The 15,256-nt window shown below is 52.2% G+C and carries 14 protein-coding genes and 5 tRNA genes; 8 read left to right on the forward strand and 11 right to left on the reverse strand.

Going from position 1 to position 15,256, the window contains the following annotated elements; all coding sequences use genetic code 11:
- The first annotated feature begins 4 nt into the window (after window positions 1–4).
- The 6 genes from modF (at window position 5) to gpmA (ending at window position 6,938) form a co-directional block, all read left to right on the forward strand.
- Entirely contained in the window at window positions 5–1,477 is a 1,473-nt protein-coding gene (gene modF, locus OGV74_RS18385; RefSeq protein ID WP_086503854.1) for a molybdate ABC transporter ATP-binding protein ModF, read from the forward strand.
- Window positions 1,478–1,694: 217 nt separating this feature from the next.
- Window positions 1,695–2,711, forward strand: coding sequence for a UDP-glucose 4-epimerase GalE (gene galE, locus OGV74_RS18390; protein WP_086503853.1), 1,017 nt, complete (start codon window positions 1,695–1,697; stop codon window positions 2,709–2,711).
- 9 nt (window positions 2,712–2,720) lie between these two features.
- Entirely contained in the window at window positions 2,721–3,767 is a 1,047-nt protein-coding gene (gene galT, locus OGV74_RS18395) for a galactose-1-phosphate uridylyltransferase (RefSeq protein ID WP_086503852.1), read from the forward strand.
- Between the two features lie 3 nt (window positions 3,768–3,770).
- A complete protein-coding gene (gene galK / locus OGV74_RS18400) occupies window positions 3,771–4,919 on the forward strand; it encodes a galactokinase (protein ID WP_086503851.1) in 1,149 nt (382 codons plus the stop codon).
- Window positions 4,913–5,953, forward strand: coding sequence for a galactose-1-epimerase (galM, locus tag OGV74_RS18405; protein ID WP_086503850.1), 1,041 nt, complete (start codon window positions 4,913–4,915; stop codon window positions 5,951–5,953). Before galK ends, galM begins: the two co-directional genes overlap by 7 nt.
- Before the next feature lie 232 nt (window positions 5,954–6,185).
- Window positions 6,186–6,938: a 2,3-diphosphoglycerate-dependent phosphoglycerate mutase gene (gene gpmA, locus OGV74_RS18410; protein ID WP_003022999.1), complete on the forward strand. Its 753-nt coding sequence runs from the start codon at window positions 6,186–6,188 to the stop codon at window positions 6,936–6,938.
- A 107-nt stretch (window positions 6,939–7,045) separates the two neighbouring features.
- Here gpmA and aroG read toward each other — a convergent pair whose 3' ends face one another.
- Window positions 7,046–8,098 (reverse strand): 3-deoxy-7-phosphoheptulonate synthase AroG, encoded by a 1,053-nt coding sequence (gene aroG / locus OGV74_RS18415; protein ID WP_003022997.1) that lies wholly within the window; start codon window positions 8,096–8,098, stop codon window positions 7,046–7,048.
- Between the two features lie 317 nt (window positions 8,099–8,415).
- Between aroG and OGV74_RS18420 the strand changes: the two genes are divergently transcribed.
- Together OGV74_RS18420 and zitB are read left to right on the forward strand one after the other, a co-directional pair.
- Entirely contained in the window at window positions 8,416–8,790 is a 375-nt protein-coding gene (locus OGV74_RS18420; RefSeq protein WP_003022994.1) for a YbgS-like family protein, read from the forward strand.
- Window positions 8,791–8,903: 113 nt separating this feature from the next.
- Window positions 8,904–9,845, forward strand: coding sequence for a CDF family zinc transporter ZitB (zitB, locus tag OGV74_RS18425; RefSeq protein ID WP_003022992.1), 942 nt, complete (start codon window positions 8,904–8,906; stop codon window positions 9,843–9,845).
- Here the strand turns inward: zitB and pnuC are convergent.
- From pnuC to tolB, 10 genes are all read right to left on the reverse strand, one after another.
- Window positions 9,842–10,561 carry a nicotinamide riboside transporter PnuC gene (gene pnuC, locus OGV74_RS18430; protein WP_003022990.1) on the reverse strand — a complete coding sequence of 240 codons (720 nt, stop codon included), beginning with the start codon at window positions 10,559–10,561 and terminating at the stop codon, window positions 9,842–9,844. The two genes, zitB and pnuC, sit on opposite strands and share 4 nt — an antisense overlap.
- Before the next feature lie 26 nt (window positions 10,562–10,587).
- On the reverse strand, window positions 10,588–11,631 hold the full coding sequence (nadA, locus tag OGV74_RS18435; RefSeq protein ID WP_003837113.1) for a quinolinate synthase NadA: 1,044 nt from the start codon (window positions 11,629–11,631) through the stop codon (window positions 10,588–10,590).
- A 282-nt stretch (window positions 11,632–11,913) separates the two neighbouring features.
- A tRNA-Lys gene (locus tag OGV74_RS18440) sits at window positions 11,914–11,989 on the reverse strand.
- Window positions 11,990–12,021: 32 nt separating this feature from the next.
- Window positions 12,022–12,097 (reverse strand) — tRNA-Lys (locus OGV74_RS18445).
- Window positions 12,098–12,142: 45 nt separating this feature from the next.
- Window positions 12,143–12,218, reverse strand: a tRNA-Lys gene (locus OGV74_RS18450).
- 3 nt (window positions 12,219–12,221) lie between these two features.
- A tRNA-Val gene (locus OGV74_RS18455) sits at window positions 12,222–12,297 on the reverse strand.
- Window positions 12,298–12,333: 36 nt separating this feature from the next.
- A tRNA-Lys gene (locus OGV74_RS18460) sits at window positions 12,334–12,409 on the reverse strand.
- 165 nt (window positions 12,410–12,574) lie between these two features.
- Entirely contained in the window at window positions 12,575–13,366 is a 792-nt protein-coding gene (cpoB, locus tag OGV74_RS18465) for a cell division protein CpoB (protein ID WP_003847309.1), read from the reverse strand.
- Between the two features lie 9 nt (window positions 13,367–13,375).
- Window positions 13,376–13,894, reverse strand: coding sequence for a peptidoglycan-associated lipoprotein Pal (gene pal / locus OGV74_RS18470; RefSeq protein ID WP_003022983.1), 519 nt, complete (start codon window positions 13,892–13,894; stop codon window positions 13,376–13,378).
- A gap of 34 nt (window positions 13,895–13,928) precedes the next feature.
- Complete coding sequence (gene tolB / locus OGV74_RS18475; RefSeq protein ID WP_003022981.1) at window positions 13,929–15,221, reverse strand: Tol-Pal system beta propeller repeat protein TolB; 1,293 nt, start codon at window positions 15,219–15,221, stop codon at window positions 13,929–13,931.
- Window positions 15,222–15,256: the final 35 nt, after the last annotated feature.

Below are 15,256 nucleotides of genomic sequence, written 5' to 3' on the forward strand. Positions count from 1 at the left end.
CAAAATGTCATCGTTGCAAATTTCGCAAGGCATGTTTCGTCTTAGCGACACAAAAACGCTCCAGTTAGATGCGTTGACGTTAAACGCGGGTGATAGCTGGGCGTTTGTTGGCTCTAATGGTAGCGGGAAATCTGCGCTGGCCCGCGCGCTGGCGGGCGAGTTGCCGCTCCTGAAAGGCGAACGCCGCTGCCAGTTCACACGTATTACCCGACTCTCCTTTGAGCAGCTCCAAAAGCTGGTCAGCGACGAGTGGCAGCGGAACAACACCGATCTTCTTAGTCCCGGTGAAGACGACACAGGGCGCACCACCGCAGAAATCATTCAGGATGAGGTCAACGATCCCGCCCGCTGCGCTGCGCTGGCGCAGCAGTTTGGCATTTCAGCCCTACTCAACAGGCGTTTCAAATACCTTTCCACCGGTGAAACACGCAAAACTCTGCTCTGCCAGGCATTAATGTCCACGCCAGATTTGCTGATCCTTGATGAACCGTTTGACGGGCTGGACGTCGCGTCCCGCCGCCAGTTAGCAGAACTGCTCGCTGAACTACACCAGGCCGGTTTAACGCTGGTACTGGTGCTTAATCGCTTTGATGAAATTCCCGAATTCGTGCAGTTTGCCGGCGTGCTTGCCGATTGCACACTGACGGAAACCGGCGCAAAAACCGACCTTCTGCAACAGGCATTAATCGCTCAGCTTGCCCATAGCGAGCGGCTGGAAGGCATCCAGTTACCCGAGCCGGATGAGCCTTCAGTGCGCCACACATTGTCAGATAACGAGCCGCGCATTGTGCTTAACGATGGCACCGTCTCGTATAACGATCGCCCTATCCTGCATCATCTGAGCTGGCGGGTAAATCCGGGGGAACACTGGCAAATCGTCGGCCCCAACGGTGCGGGGAAATCAACCCTGCTCAGTTTAATCACCGGCGATCATCCCCAGGGATATAGCAACGACCTGACCCTGTTTGGCCGCCGTCGGGGCAGCGGTGAAACTATCTGGGATATCAAAAAACACATTGGCTATGTCAGCAGCAGCCTGCATCTGGATTACCGGGTAAGTACGACTGTTCGCAACGTTATTCTCTCCGGTTATTTCGATTCAATCGGCATTTATCAGGCTGTCTCCGACAGGCAGCACAAGCTGGTACAACAGTGGCTGGATATTCTTGGCATCGATAAACGTACCGCGGATGCGCCATTTCATAGTCTTTCCTGGGGACAGCAGCGGCTGGCATTGATTGTTCGTGCTCTGGTGAAACATCCTACATTGCTGATCCTCGATGAACCCTTGCAAGGATTAGATCCGCTCAACCGCCAACTGATCCGTCGGTTTGTGGATGTCCTGATCGGTGAAGGCGAAACTCAGCTTTTGTTCGTCTCTCATCACGCCGAAGATGCCCCGGCCTGCATTACCCATCGGCTAGAGTTTGTACCCGAGGGAGATATCTACGCTTATCGACAAACCTCTCTGCGTTAATTTTCATGCCAGGGCGTTTATCACGCCCTTTTTTCTGCTTTTTTTTCAGACAATCGCTGTAATAACAACCTAACATAATGATTTATAATAAAGTAACTAGCAGCATCGAGTGAAAATCCTGGAGTGTAAACGATTCCACTAATTTATTCCGTGTCACACTTTTCGCATCTTTGTTATGCTATGGTTATTGCATACCATAGGCTTAACGGAGCGAATTATGAGAGTATTGGTTACAGGTGGTAGCGGTTACATTGGAAGCCACACTTGCGTGCAGTTGCTGAAAAACGGTCACGAGGTGGTGATCCTGGATAATCTCTGTAACAGCAAGCGCAGCGTACTGCCCGTCATTGAGCGTTTAGGCGGCAAGCATCCGACCTTCGTGGAAGGAGACATCCGTAACGAAGCGCTGATAACCGAAATTCTGCACGATCATGCCATTGATACGGTCATCCATTTTGCCGGTTTAAAAGCCGTTGGAGAATCCGTTGCCAAGCCGCTGGAGTACTATGACAACAACGTCAACGGCACTCTGCGTCTGGTGAATGCAATGCGCGCAGCCAACGTGAAAAACTTCATTTTCAGCTCCTCCGCGACCGTCTATGGCGATCAGCCGCAAATTCCTTACGTTGAAAGCTTCCCCACCGGCACGCCACAAAGTCCGTACGGCAAAAGCAAGCTGATGGTGGAACAGATCCTGACCGATCTGCAAAAAGCTCAGCCCGACTGGAGCATTGCCCTGCTGCGCTACTTTAACCCAGTTGGCGCTCATCCGTCAGGAGATATGGGGGAAGATCCGCAAGGTATTCCAAACAACCTTATGCCTTACATCGCGCAGGTTGCGGTTGGCCGCCGCGAGTCTCTTGCCATATTTGGCAATGACTACCCTACTGAAGATGGCACCGGCGTACGCGACTACATCCATGTGATGGATCTCGCCGAAGGCCACGTTGCCGCCATGGAAAAACTGGCAGGCATTCAGGGTGTGCATATTTATAACCTCGGTGCAGGCATCGGCAGCAGCGTGCTGGACGTGGTCCACGCCTTTAGCAAAGCCTGCGGTAAACCGGTGAATTACCATTTCGCCCCGCGCCGTGACGGCGATCTTCCGGCCTACTGGGCTGATGCCAGCAAAGCCGATCGCGAGCTCAACTGGCGTGTGACCCGTACCCTAGATGAAATGGCACAAGATACCTGGCACTGGCAGTCACGCCACCCACAGGGATATTCGGATTAAGGACCAATCATGACGCAATTCAATCCTGTCGATCATCCACACCGCCGTTTTAACCCGCTCACCGGGCAGTGGATCCTCGTATCACCGCATCGCGCCAAACGCCCGTGGCAAGGGGCGCAAGAAACTCCGTCTAAGCAGGTACTGCCTGCACATGATCCGGACTGCTTCCTGTGCGCTGGCAATACGCGCGTTACCGGTGACAAAAACCCGGATTACACCGGGACCTATGTCTTTACCAATGACTTTGCGGCACTGATGTCCGATACCCCGGACGCGCCGGACAGTCACGATCCGTTGATGCGCTGCCAGAGCGCGCGCGGTACCAGCCGCGTGATTTGCTTCTCACCCGATCACAGCAAAACGTTGCCTGAACTCAGCGTCCCTGCACTAACAGAAATCGTAAAAACGTGGCAGGAGCAGACCGAAGACTTAGGGAAAACCTATCCCTGGGTGCAGGTATTTGAGAATAAAGGCGCAGCGATGGGGTGCTCGAACCCACACCCACACGGACAAATTTGGGCCAACAGCTTTTTGCCTAACGAAGCCGAACGTGAAGATCGCCTGCAGAAAGCGTACTTCGCCGAACAAGGCGCGCCAATGCTCGTTGATTACGTCCAGCGAGAACTGGCGGATGGCAGCCGTACGGTTGTTGAAACCGAGCACTGGCTGGTGGTTGTACCTTACTGGGCCGCGTGGCCGTTCGAAACGTTGCTGCTGCCGAAAGCGCATGTGCTGCGTATTACCGATTTGAGCGACGAACAGCGGGCTGACCTGGCGCTGGCGTTGAAAAAACTGACCAGTCGTTATGACAATCTGTTCCAGTGTTCATTCCCCTACTCCATGGGCTGGCACGGCGCACCGTTTAACGGTGAAGAAAACCAACACTGGCAGTTGCATGCACACTTTTATCCGCCGCTGCTGCGTTCCGCGACCGTGCGTAAATTTATGGTCGGATATGAAATGCTGGCAGAAACCCAGCGCGACCTGACGGCAGAACAAGCGGCTGAACGACTGCGTGCGGTCAGCGACATCCATTTTCGCGAATCCGGAGTTTAAATAATGAGTCTGAAAGAAAAAACACAATCTCTGTTTGCAGAAACATTTGGCTACCCTGCCACCCATACTATTCAGGCACCGGGTCGTGTAAACCTGATCGGCGAACATACCGATTATAACGACGGCTTCGTTCTGCCTTGCGCCATCGACTATCAAACCGTTATCAGTTGTGCGGCACGCGACGATCGAAAAGTCCGCGTGATCGCCGCTGATTACGACAATCAGGTTGATGAGTTCTCGCTTGATGCGCCGATTATCGCCCACGACAGCCAGCAGTGGTCAAACTACGTGCGTGGCGTAGTGAAACATCTGCAAAAGCGCAATAACGCCTTTGGCGGTGCTGATCTGGTGATCAGCGGTAACGTCCCACAGGGCGCGGGGTTAAGTTCTTCTGCCTCGCTGGAAGTCGCTGTAGGTACGGTATTCCAGCAGCTCTATCATCTGCCGCTCGACGGCGCGCAGATTGCCCTGAACGGTCAGGAAGCTGAAAACCAGTTTGTCGGCTGTAACTGCGGCATTATGGATCAGTTGATCTCGGCACTTGGTAAGAAAGATCATGCGCTACTGATCGACTGCCGAACGCTTGGCACCAAAGCAGTTTCTATGCCTGAGGGCGTAGCGGTGGTGATCGTCAACAGTAACTTTAAACGTACGCTGGTCGGTAGCGAATACAACACCCGTCGCGAACAGTGTGAAACCGGCGCTCGTTTCTTCCAGCAGCCAGCGCTGCGTGATGTTAACCTTGAAGCGTTTAACGCCGTCGCCCACGAGCTGGATCCGATCGTCGCCAAACGCGTTCGCCACGTGATCACGGAAAATGCGCGTACCGTTGAAGCAGCACAGGCGCTGGAAAAAGGCGACCTGCTGCGTATGGGCCAACTGATGGCGGAATCTCACGCCTCAATGCGCGATGACTTTGAAATTACCGTGCCGCAAATTGATACGCTGGTTGAGATTGTCAAAGCGACCATTGGCGATAAAGGCGGTGTACGCATGACCGGCGGCGGCTTCGGCGGCTGTATCGTGGCGCTGATCCCGCAAGATTTGGTGCCTGCCGTACAGCAAGCTGTAGCTGAGCAGTACGAAGCAAAAACTGGAATTAAAGAAACATTCTACGTCTGCAAACCTTCTCAAGGAGCCGGACAATGTTAAACGAAATCCCCGTGCAGGCTCCGGACGGTCAGCCGTTTCGCCTGCTCACCCTGCGCAATGACACAGGGATGGTGGTCACGCTGATGGACTGGGGCGCGACCCTACTCTCTGCGCGTATTCCGCTCAGCGATGGTAGCGTGCGCGAAGCATTACTCGGTTGTGCCAGCCCGGAACAATACCCGGGACAGGCTGCATTTCTGGGGGCCTCGATTGGTCGCTACGCTAACCGTATCGCCAACAGCCGCTATACCTTTGCTGGCGAAACCGTTGAATTAATACCAAGTCAGGGCGACAACCAGCTGCACGGCGGGCCGGACGGTTTCGACAAACGTCGCTGGCAGATAGTCAATCAAAATGACCGCCAGGTGCTGTTCGCCTTAACGTCTGACGATGGCGATCAGGGCTTCCCTGGCCATCTTTGCGCTACCGTGCAGTATCGCCTGACTGACGATAATCGTATTTCGATAACCTACCGCGCCACGGTCGATAAGCCCTGCCCGGTGAATCTGACGAATCACGTTTATTTCAACCTCGACGGTGACAAAACGGATGTGCGTCAACACAAGCTGCAAATCCTCGCCGACGAGTACTTGCCGGTTGATGAAATGGGCATCCCGCATGACGGACTGAAATCCGTCGCTGGTAGCACTTTCGATTTCCGTACGCCTAAGATCATCAGCAGTGAATTTCTTGCCGATGACGATCAGCGCAAGGTAAAAGGTTACGATCACGCCTTCCTGCTCCAGGCACAGGGCAATACGCATACGCCGGTCGCTCGACTGTGGTCCCAGGATGAAAAACTGCAGATGGAGGTCTACACCTCCGCCCCGGCATTACAGTTTTATTCCGGGAATTTCCTCGGCGGTACGCCATCCCGTGGTCCTGATGCCTACGCCGACTGGCAAGGTCTGGCGCTGGAAAGCGAGTTCCTGCCGGACAGCCCGAACCATCCGGAATGGCCGCAGCCAGACTGCTTCCTGAGTCCTGGCGAAGAGTACGCCAGCGTGACGGAATACCGGTTTATTCCAGCCTAATCGTTCCCCCTCCCAGGCCCGATGACGTAACGTATCGGGCCTGTTGCTTGTTTATCACAGTAGAACCGCTCAAATCCCCACCGTTCAAAGACAAAATCGCAACCTTGGGTTCACAAGAACCTTACACTGTGGCGCTATTTTCGCTATGGTTATGCGTAAGGATTGCCGCTGACGCATTACGGCAATATAATGAGAATTATTATCATTCAATATGATTTATAGGAGTGAGTGTATGGCTGTAACTAAGCTGGTTCTGGTACGTCACGGTGAAAGTCAGTGGAACAACGAGAACCGTTTTACCGGTTGGTATGACGTTGATCTGTCCGAGAAAGGTGTGGGCGAAGCAAAAGCGGCAGGTAAACTGCTGAAAGAGGAAGGCTACAGCTTCGATTTTGCTTATACCTCTGTGCTGAAACGTGCCATCCACACCCTGTGGAACGTACTGGACGAACTGGATCAGGCCTGGCTGCCGGTTGAGAAATCCTGGAAACTGAACGAACGTCATTACGGCGCGCTGCAGGGTCTGAACAAAGCTGAAACCGCTGAAAAATACGGTGACGAGCAGGTTAAACAATGGCGTCGCGGCTTTGCGGTAACGCCACCGGAACTGACCAAAGATGACGAGCGTTATCCGGGTCACGATCCGCGTTATGCGAAGCTGACCGACAAAGAGTTACCGGTTACCGAAAGCCTGGCGCTGACCATCGATCGCGTTATCCCCTACTGGAACGAAACCATTCTGCCGCGCATGAAAAGCGGTGAGCGTGTGATTATCGCCGCTCACGGTAACTCTCTGCGTGCGCTGGTTAAATACCTGGATAACATGGGCGAAGATGAGATCCTTGAACTGAACATTCCGACCGGCGTACCGCTGGTATATGAGTTCGACGAAAACTTCAAACCGATCAAACACTACTATCTGGGTAACGCTGACGAGATCGCAGCAAAAGCGGCAGCCGTTGCGAACCAGGGTAAAGCGAAGTAATTTTCATCCCGGGTCAAAAGAAAAAAGCGTGGAATGCTCCACGCTTTTTTATTGCCAGATAGTGGCGTTGCCTTATCCGGCCTACCGAGCGTAGCCCGGATGCGTTATTACCCGCGGCGTGCTTTTACTGCTTCTGCCAGCTGGCGTAAGACCGCATCGGTGTCTTCCCAGCCAATGCAGGCGTCAGTGATGCTCTTACCGTAGGTCAGCGGCTCGCCGCTATCCGGGTTCTGATTACCCTCGACCAGATGGCTTTCGATCATCACGCCAATAATCGCTTTTTCTCCACCAGCGACTTGTCCGCAAACGTCTTTCGCAACATCCATCTGCTTTTTGAACTGCTTGCAGGAGTTGGCATGGCTAAAGTCGATCATCACTTGTGCAGAGAGCCCTGCTTTGATCAGACCTTCTTTCACGTCGGCAACGTGCTGAGCGCTGTAGTTAGGTTCTTTGCCGCCGCGCAAAATAATATGGCAATCGCCGTTACCGCTGGTATTCACGATCGCTGAATGACCCCATTTGGTCACAGACAGGAAGCAGTGTGGCGCCCCTGCTGCGTTGATTGCATCAATCGCAACTTTGATCGTGCCATCGGTACCGTTTTTAAAACCAACCGGGCAAGACAGACCTGATGCCAGCTCGCGGTGTACTTGAGACTCAGTGGTACGAGCCCCAATCGCGCCCCAACTCATCAAGTCGGCGAGGTATTGCGGTGTGATCATATCGAGGAACTCACCCGCAGCCGGCAATCCGCTATCGTTGATATCCAGCAGCAATTTACGTGCAATGCGCAGCCCATCGTTGATTTGGAAGCTGTTGTCCATGTGCGGATCGTTGATAAGCCCTTTCCAGCCGACGGTGGTTCGCGGTTTTTCAAAATAGACGCGCATGACAATTTCAAGCTCGCCTTTTAACTCTTCGCGCAGCGCCAGCAGGCGGGCGGCGTACTCTTTAGCGGCTGCCGGATCATGAATAGAGCACGGCCCAATCACCACTAACAGGCGATCATCGCTCCCTTTCAGAATTTTATGAATCGCCTTACGGGCATGAGCCACCGTGTTTGCGGCATTTTCAGTAGCGGGGAATTTTTCCAGCAATGCGACTGGCGGTAATAACTCGTTGATCTCTTTAATGCGTAAATCGTCGTTCTGATAATTCATGATTATTCCAGCGTTGCCATACTTATATAAATGAATGCAATCCCTCCAATCTATATCTTCAGTCATAAAGTGTAAACGGGGTTTTACACTTTGGACGGATTAATCCTGGAATTGGCCAAAAAAACGCAATAAAGTAGCGAAAAACGAGATCCAACCTACAATTTATAACTGTAACAGCTTTAATTTCCATAAATTTCAAGATTCTATGCTGGGTTTAATTTCTCAGGCAAAACTATTAACCACATATTGATGATGTAACTGGCACATGCACTGTTGGAAGACGTTATCCGACATATCGACCATAACAGGAGCATATTATGCATATGACAAAGCTGGCTTCACTCTTTCTTACCGCTACACTCAGCCTCGCCAGCGGCGCGGCGCTGGCTGCTGAAACCAATACGCAGTCCAATAACGGTCAGGCAAATTCCTCGGCGGATGCCGGTCAGGTCGCCCCAGACGCACGCGAAAACGTGGCACCAAATAACGTCGACAACAGTAACGTGAATTCGGGTGGCACAATGCTGCACCCGAACGGTTCATCAATGAACCATGAAGGGATGACCAAAGACGAGATGCACAAAAACACCATGTGTAAGGACGGTCGCTGCCCTGATGTGAATAAGAAGGTTGAGACCGGAAACGGCATTAATAATGATGCCGAGACAAAAACTGATGGCACTACGCAGTAACGCTGAAAATAAAGCTAATAACGGGAGAGCAATAGCTCTCCTTTTTAATTTTATCATCCCAAAAACGGTATGATGGCATACAGTAAAGATGAGAATAACAAAGGGATGGCATAATGGCGCACTCGCATACTCATAATTCCTCTGAGCAACCCAAGGACAATAATGCCCGCCGCTTGATGTTTGCATTCTGCATTACAGCCGGATTTATGTTGGTTGAAGTGGTAGGTGGAATACTTTCAGGTTCACTGGCCTTGTTGGCTGATGCCGGGCATATGCTCACTGATGCCGCAGCGCTCCTTTTCGCGCTGCTGGCCGTCCGGTTTTCCCATCGACCGCCCACAATACGACACACCTTCGGCTGGCTGAGGCTCACGACACTGGCCGCGTTTGTTAATGCCATCGCATTGGTCGTGATCACCATTTTAATCGTCTGGGAAGCCATTGAGCGCTTCCATACGCCCCGCCCCGTAGCAGGCGGTATGATGATGGTTATAGCTGTCGCGGGTTTACTCGCTAACGTGCTGGCTTTTTGGGTTCTACACCGCGGCAGTGAGGAGAAAAACCTGAACGTCCGCGCCGCGGCACTACATGTGATGGGCGATTTACTCGGCTCGGTCGGGGCGATCATCGCTGCGCTTATTATTATCTGGACGGGCTGGACGCCTGCGGACCCAATTCTCTCGATTCTGGTTTCCGTGCTGGTACTGCGCAGCGCCTGGCGACTGTTAAAGGATAGCGTTAACGAATTACTGGAAGGTGCCCCGCTGACGCTGGATATTGCCGCACTGCAGCGCCATCTCAGCCGGGATATCCCCGAAGTCCGCAATGTACACCATGTCCATGTCTGGATGGTGGGTGAAAAACCGGTAATGACTCTGCATGTGCAGGTGATCCCGCCGCACGATCATGATGCCCTGCTGGAACGTATTCAGCATTTCCTTATCCATCACTACCAGATTGAACACGCGACGATCCAGATGGAGTATCAGCCGTGCAATGGGCCGGACTGCCACCTGTACCAAGGCGTGTCCGGCCATTCACATCATCACCATTAATGGGACAGCGCGCGGGAACCCCGCTCACGCGCGCTGTTAATCCACATCCTGCTACCATTCAGGGCGATAACCGTCAGGATCATATACTCCAGCGACATGGCATATACGCCTTGTAGGGCGAAAATCACTACGCTTATTACGTTAATGATCACCCACAGCAGCCAGTTTTCGACGTATTTGCGCGTCATCAGGATCATCGCCGCAATCGACAACACCATCATGCAGGAGTCCCAGAACGGGAATGCATCGGGTTGCAACTCAGGCACAACAACCTGTAATCCTAATGCCTGCATAATGTTCACCGCAATGCGGGTCAGGAATGCAAAGACCGGATCGATATAGACCGACATCAGACCGATCGCTACCACGCAAGCCGCCAGCCAGCCGATCGCTTTTGGTAACGGCAGCCAGCGAATTTTCAGTTCCGCTTCATGCTGGTTAGTTTGCCTGGACCAGGCATACCAGCCGTAGATGTTGGCGGCAAAGAAGAAAACTTGCAGCAACAGGCTTGCATAGAGCTGGATCTGAAAGAAGATAATCGCAAACAGCGTGACGTTTATCAGGCCGAAGAAGTAATTGCTTATTTTCTCAAGGCTCGCCAGACCAATACACAGCAACCCGGCGATCGTCCCCACAGCTTCGATCCACGACAGATCGTAACCGCCAGCGCCAATCGGAATATGTACCAGAATGTTCTGCGTGCTAAAAAAGTCCATCTTTTCCCCCAGAGCAAAAAAATTAATTAAGCTCGAAGTGTAGCCGCAAATTCCAACATGCGGTTTAACGGCAACAACGCCCCTTCTCGCAGCGCAGCATCAACATGTATCTCATGAGCCGCTCCGCCTTGTTCCAGGCCCTCAGCAATCGCCTTGAGGCCGTTCATCGCCATCCACGGACAATGCGCACAGCTGCGACAGGTTGCCCCCTCGCCAGCCGTCGGCGCTTCAAGCAATTCTTTATCCGGAACGGCCTGCTGCATTTTGTAAAAAATGCCCCGGTCAGTCGCCACAATCAGCTGTTGATGCGGTAACGATTTAGCTGCGTTGATTAACTGGCTGGTTGAGCCAACCGCATCGGCCATATCAACGATAGACTGAGGGGACTCCGGGTGCACCAACACCGCAGCATCAGGGTAAAGCCCCTTCATGCGTGTTAAAGCCTGAGTTTTAAATTCGTCGTGGACGATACAGGCCCCCTGCCAACAAAGAACGTCTGCACCGGTCTGTTTTTGCACGTAGTTGCCCAAATGTCTGTCCGGAGCCCAGATGATTTTTTCACCTAAACTATCAAGGTGCTCAATAAGTTCTACCGCGATACTGGACGTGACGACCCAGTCCGCACGTGCTTTAACGGCAGCGGAGGTATTGGCGTAAACCACCACAGTACGATCAGGATGCGCATCGCAAAACGCGCTGAAAGCATCAATCGGGCAACCCAGATCTAATGAACATTCCGCCTGTAAGGTCGGCATCAGGATGGTCTTTTCCGGGCTGAGGATTTTGGCGGTTTCCCCCATAAACCTCACTCCTGCAACCAACAGCGTAGAGGCAGAATGTTTTGAGCCGAACCGCGCCATCTCCAGAGAATCAGAAATACAGCCACCGGTCTCTTCGGCCAATTGCTGAATTTCAGGATCGGTGTAATAGTGCGCGACCATAACGGCATCACGCTCTTTCAACAGGCGCTTGATTTTTTCACGATAAAATTGCTTTTCATCCACACTCAGCGGGGCTGGCTTCGGCGGAAACGGATAAATTGCTGCTTCTGGATCAAACATCACGCTCATCTTGCTTTCTCGTTTTACTAGCTTAACGAAATAACCGATTAAAAGCGTGACGCACGCCGTATTCGGTTAGATTTGTTTTATATGCTAAACAAGATAGCGGATTGGCGTAAGAAAGTCACAATAATTGCGTGTGATGAATGCCGGATGGCGACTGACGTCTTATCCGGCCTACGTGAATAGTGTCGTCTGTAGGACTGATAAGCGAAGCACATCAGGCAAGCAGGTTCGAATCAAAAAATTCTGCGCATAGCAAAAAGGCGCCTTTAGGGCGCCTTTTTACACTGGTGGGGCGTGCAGGATTCGAACCTGCGACCAATTGATTAAAAGTCAACTGCTCTACCAACTGAGCTAACGCCCCCTTATGGGGTTTACTTCTTTATACTTTCAGGATGGTGGGTCGTGCAGGATTCGAACCTGCGACCAATTGATTAAAAGTCAACTGCTCTACCAACTGAGCTAACGACCCGCTCGGGTATAACCTGAAAATTTTTACTCGGTACCACCATTAAATTGGTGGGGCGTGCAGGATTCGAACCTGCGACCAATTGATTAAAAGTCAACTGCTCTACCAACTGAGCTAACGCCCCGAGTGGTGGGTGATGACGGGATCGAACCGCCGACCCCCTCCTTGTAAGGGAGGTGCTCTCCCAGCTGAGCTAATCACCCGATACTACGCTGGATACTACTTACTAACTGAGTTAGTGGTGGGTCGTGCAGGATTCGAACCTGCGACCAATTGATTAAAAGTCAACTGCTCTACCAACTGAGCTAACGACCCACTTTTTTTGCCGCTTTCGGGCTGTTTGATATCCCTTGGCAACGGCGGCATATATTACTGATTTCAGATTTTAGCGCAACAAAAATTTCGATGTAAATAACTCAACTGCTTAGGAATCACACGACGCGACCAGAATTAACACGATTTCTGGTCGCATGGTGTTCATTACATCGCGCCAAGGCGTTTTTGCGCTTGTTTCGCGCCATCAGTGCCAGGGTATTTAGTGATAACCTGCTGATAAACGGCTTTAGCTTTTGCTGTGTCACCTTTGTCCTGCATGATGACGCCGACTTTATACATCGCGTCTGCAGCCTTTGGTGATTTCGGGAAGTTTTTAACTACTGAAGCAAAATAGAACGCTGCATCATCTTTTTTCCCCTTGTTGTAATTCAACTGACCCAGCCAGTAATTCGCATTTGGCAGGTAAGTCGAGTCTGGGTACTTTTTGATGAAGTTCTGAAATGCTTCAATCGCATCATCCTGGCGGGATTTATCCTGCACCAGAGCAATGGCCGCATTGTAATCAGTGTTCGCATCGCCAGTCTGCGCCGGGGCTCCTGACGCTGCCGCTGCGCCCGCATCAGGCGTAGGGGTTGCTGCTGCCCCACTCTGATCGCTACCTGCAGACTGCGCCGCAGGCGCACTACCGCTGCCAAGATTATTAATCTGCAACAATATTTGCTTCTGGCGTTCAACAACCTGGTTCAACTGATACTGATTTTCCTGAATTTGACCACGCAGGGAATCAATATCGGACTGATTATCGGAGAGTTGTTGCTGGAGTTGGGTTAAAAGCTGACTGTGAGCGTTAGAAATACGCTCGAGTTGAGTGACACGGTCTTCGACCGAGCCTGAGCCGACACTACTGATTGGCGCCTGAGCAAAAGCGGCCCAAGGGGCCGCTATGCCAACCAGTAACGACAGACTCAACAGATGATGTCTGAAGTTACTGCTCATGCAATTCTCTTAGTAAACCAGTACGGCGCGACGGTTTTTAGCGTAAGCCGCTTCGTCATGACCCAGTACTGCAGGTTTTTCTTTACCGTAAGAAACGATGGAGATCTGGTCAGCAGAAACGCCTTTACCCTGCAGGTACATCTTAACGGCGTTCGCACGACGCTCACCCAGGGAGATGTTGTACTCAGGAGTACCACGTTCGTCCGCATGACCTTCTACGGTGACTTTGTAAGACGGGTTGCTACGCAGGAAGTTAGCGTGAGCATCCAGCATTGCAGCGAAATCAGAACGGATATCGTACTTGTCCAGATCGAAGTAAACGATGTTGTTCTGCTGCAGCTGTTGCATCTGAAGACGCGCTTGCTCTTCAGAAGACATGTTGCCGCTGCCGTTTGCATCCATACCAGTGCCGGCACCCAGCATGCCTTCGCTGCCGTCATTGCTGGCGTTCTTGTTAGAAGAACACGCTGCAATAGCCATAACAGGCAGAGCAATCATCAGCCCTTTCAGCACTTTGTTCAGTTGCATTTCAATGATTCCTTTATTAATCAATTATTTATTATCACAGATACGGCGACCAGGCAGGGAATTTAACCTGTCCATCAGTTGCCGGAAGACGCGCTTTGAAACGCCCATCTGTAGAAACCAAATTCAGCACGGATCCCATCCCCTGAGAAGAGCTGTAGATTACCATAGTGCCGTTAGGTGCCAGACTTGGCGTTTCGTCCAGGAACGTTGACGACAGAACTTGTACGCCACCCGCTACCAGATCTTGTTTGGCAATGTGCTGCTGACCGTTGGCCGAACTTACCATTACCATAAATTTACCGTCGCTGCTCACATCCGCATCCTGGTTTTGCGAACCTTCCCAGGTAATGCGCTGCGGAGCACCGCCGTTGACGTTAACTTTATATACCTGCGGACGACCGGCCTGGTCAGATGTAAAGGCCAGGTTTTGGCTGTCCGGGAACCAGGTCGGTTCCGTATTGTTGCTACGACCATCCGTCACCTGACGGATCTGACCGGAACCAATGTCCATGACATACAGGTTCAGGCTACCGGTTTTAGACAGGGCAAACGCCAGTTTGCTGCCATCCGGAGAAAACGCAGGCGCACCGTTGTGACGTGGGAACGACGCTACCTGACGAACCGCGCCATTTGACAACGTCTGAATAACCAGTGCAGAACGACCACTCTCGAAGGTTACGTACGCCAGTTTTGAACCGTCCGGAGACCACGCCGGAGACATCAGCGGCTGCGGAGAACGGTGTACCACGAACTGGTTGTAACCATCGTAGTCGGACACACGTAATTCGTATGGGAACTGACCACCGTTGGTCTGAACAACATAAGCGATACGGGTACGGAATGCACCTTTAATGCCGGTAAGTTTTTCAAACACTTCGTCACTTGCAGTATGCCCCGCGTAACGCAGCCACTGCTTGTTCACTTTATAAGTGTTCTGTGCCAGTACGGTACCCGGTGCGCCACCGGTGTCAACCAGCTGATAGGCAACGCTGTAAGAACCATCCGGGTTCGGCGTAACCTGGCCGACGACTACGGCATCAATGCCCAGCGCAGACCAAGCGGCAGGTTGAACTTCCTGCGCGGTACCAGGCTGCTGAGGCAGACGAGAACGGTCTAACGGGTTAAATTTACCGCTGTTACGCAGGTCAGCACCTACGATACCACCGATATCTTCAGGTGCAGCACCCGGTCCTGCCCACTGGAACGGAACGACGCCAATCGGGCGCGCCGAGTCCACCCCCTGGGTGATCTCGATACGTACTTCTGCGTGCAGCACCGCTGCCCACAGCATCAGAAAACCAAATGCTACTCGTAATGCCTGCTTCATCATATCTCCCTTATCTGGACGGAAAGCCCACGATA

This window comes from Citrobacter sp. Cf116, assembly GCF_030336505.1.
Taxonomy (GTDB): Bacteria; Pseudomonadota; Gammaproteobacteria; order Enterobacterales; family Enterobacteriaceae; genus Citrobacter; species Citrobacter freundii.

Excerpts from the sequence above, each read along its gene's own strand:
- pnuC (WP_003022990.1), bottom strand. The coding sequence starts at position 10,561 with ATGGACTTTTTTAGCACGCAGAACATTCTGGTACATATTCCGATTGGC.
- modF (WP_086503854.1), top strand. The coding sequence starts at position 5 with ATGTCATCGTTGCAAATTTCGCAAGGCATGTTTCGTCTTAGCGACACA.
- galM (WP_086503850.1), top strand. The coding sequence starts at position 4,913 with ATGTTAAACGAAATCCCCGTGCAGGCTCCGGACGGTCAGCCGTTTCGC.
- gpmA (WP_003022999.1), top strand. The coding sequence starts at position 6,186 with ATGGCTGTAACTAAGCTGGTTCTGGTACGTCACGGTGAAAGTCAGTGG.
- galE (WP_086503853.1), top strand. The coding sequence starts at position 1,695 with ATGAGAGTATTGGTTACAGGTGGTAGCGGTTACATTGGAAGCCACACT.
- tolB (WP_003022981.1), bottom strand. The coding sequence starts at position 15,221 with ATGAAGCAGGCATTACGAGTAGCATTTGGTTTTCTGATGCTGTGGGCA.
- pal (WP_003022983.1), bottom strand. The coding sequence starts at position 13,894 with ATGCAACTGAACAAAGTGCTGAAAGGGCTGATGATTGCTCTGCCTGTT.
- zitB (WP_003022992.1), top strand. The coding sequence starts at position 8,904 with ATGGCGCACTCGCATACTCATAATTCCTCTGAGCAACCCAAGGACAAT.
- aroG (WP_003022997.1), bottom strand. The coding sequence starts at position 8,098 with ATGAATTATCAGAACGACGATTTACGCATTAAAGAGATCAACGAGTTA.
- cpoB (WP_003847309.1), bottom strand. The coding sequence starts at position 13,366 with ATGAGCAGTAACTTCAGACATCATCTGTTGAGTCTGTCGTTACTGGTT.
- OGV74_RS18420 (WP_003022994.1), top strand. The coding sequence starts at position 8,416 with ATGCATATGACAAAGCTGGCTTCACTCTTTCTTACCGCTACACTCAGC.
- galT (WP_086503852.1), top strand. The coding sequence starts at position 2,721 with ATGACGCAATTCAATCCTGTCGATCATCCACACCGCCGTTTTAACCCG.
- nadA (WP_003837113.1), bottom strand. The coding sequence starts at position 11,631 with ATGAGCGTGATGTTTGATCCAGAAGCAGCAATTTATCCGTTTCCGCCG.
- galK (WP_086503851.1), top strand. The coding sequence starts at position 3,771 with ATGAGTCTGAAAGAAAAAACACAATCTCTGTTTGCAGAAACATTTGGC.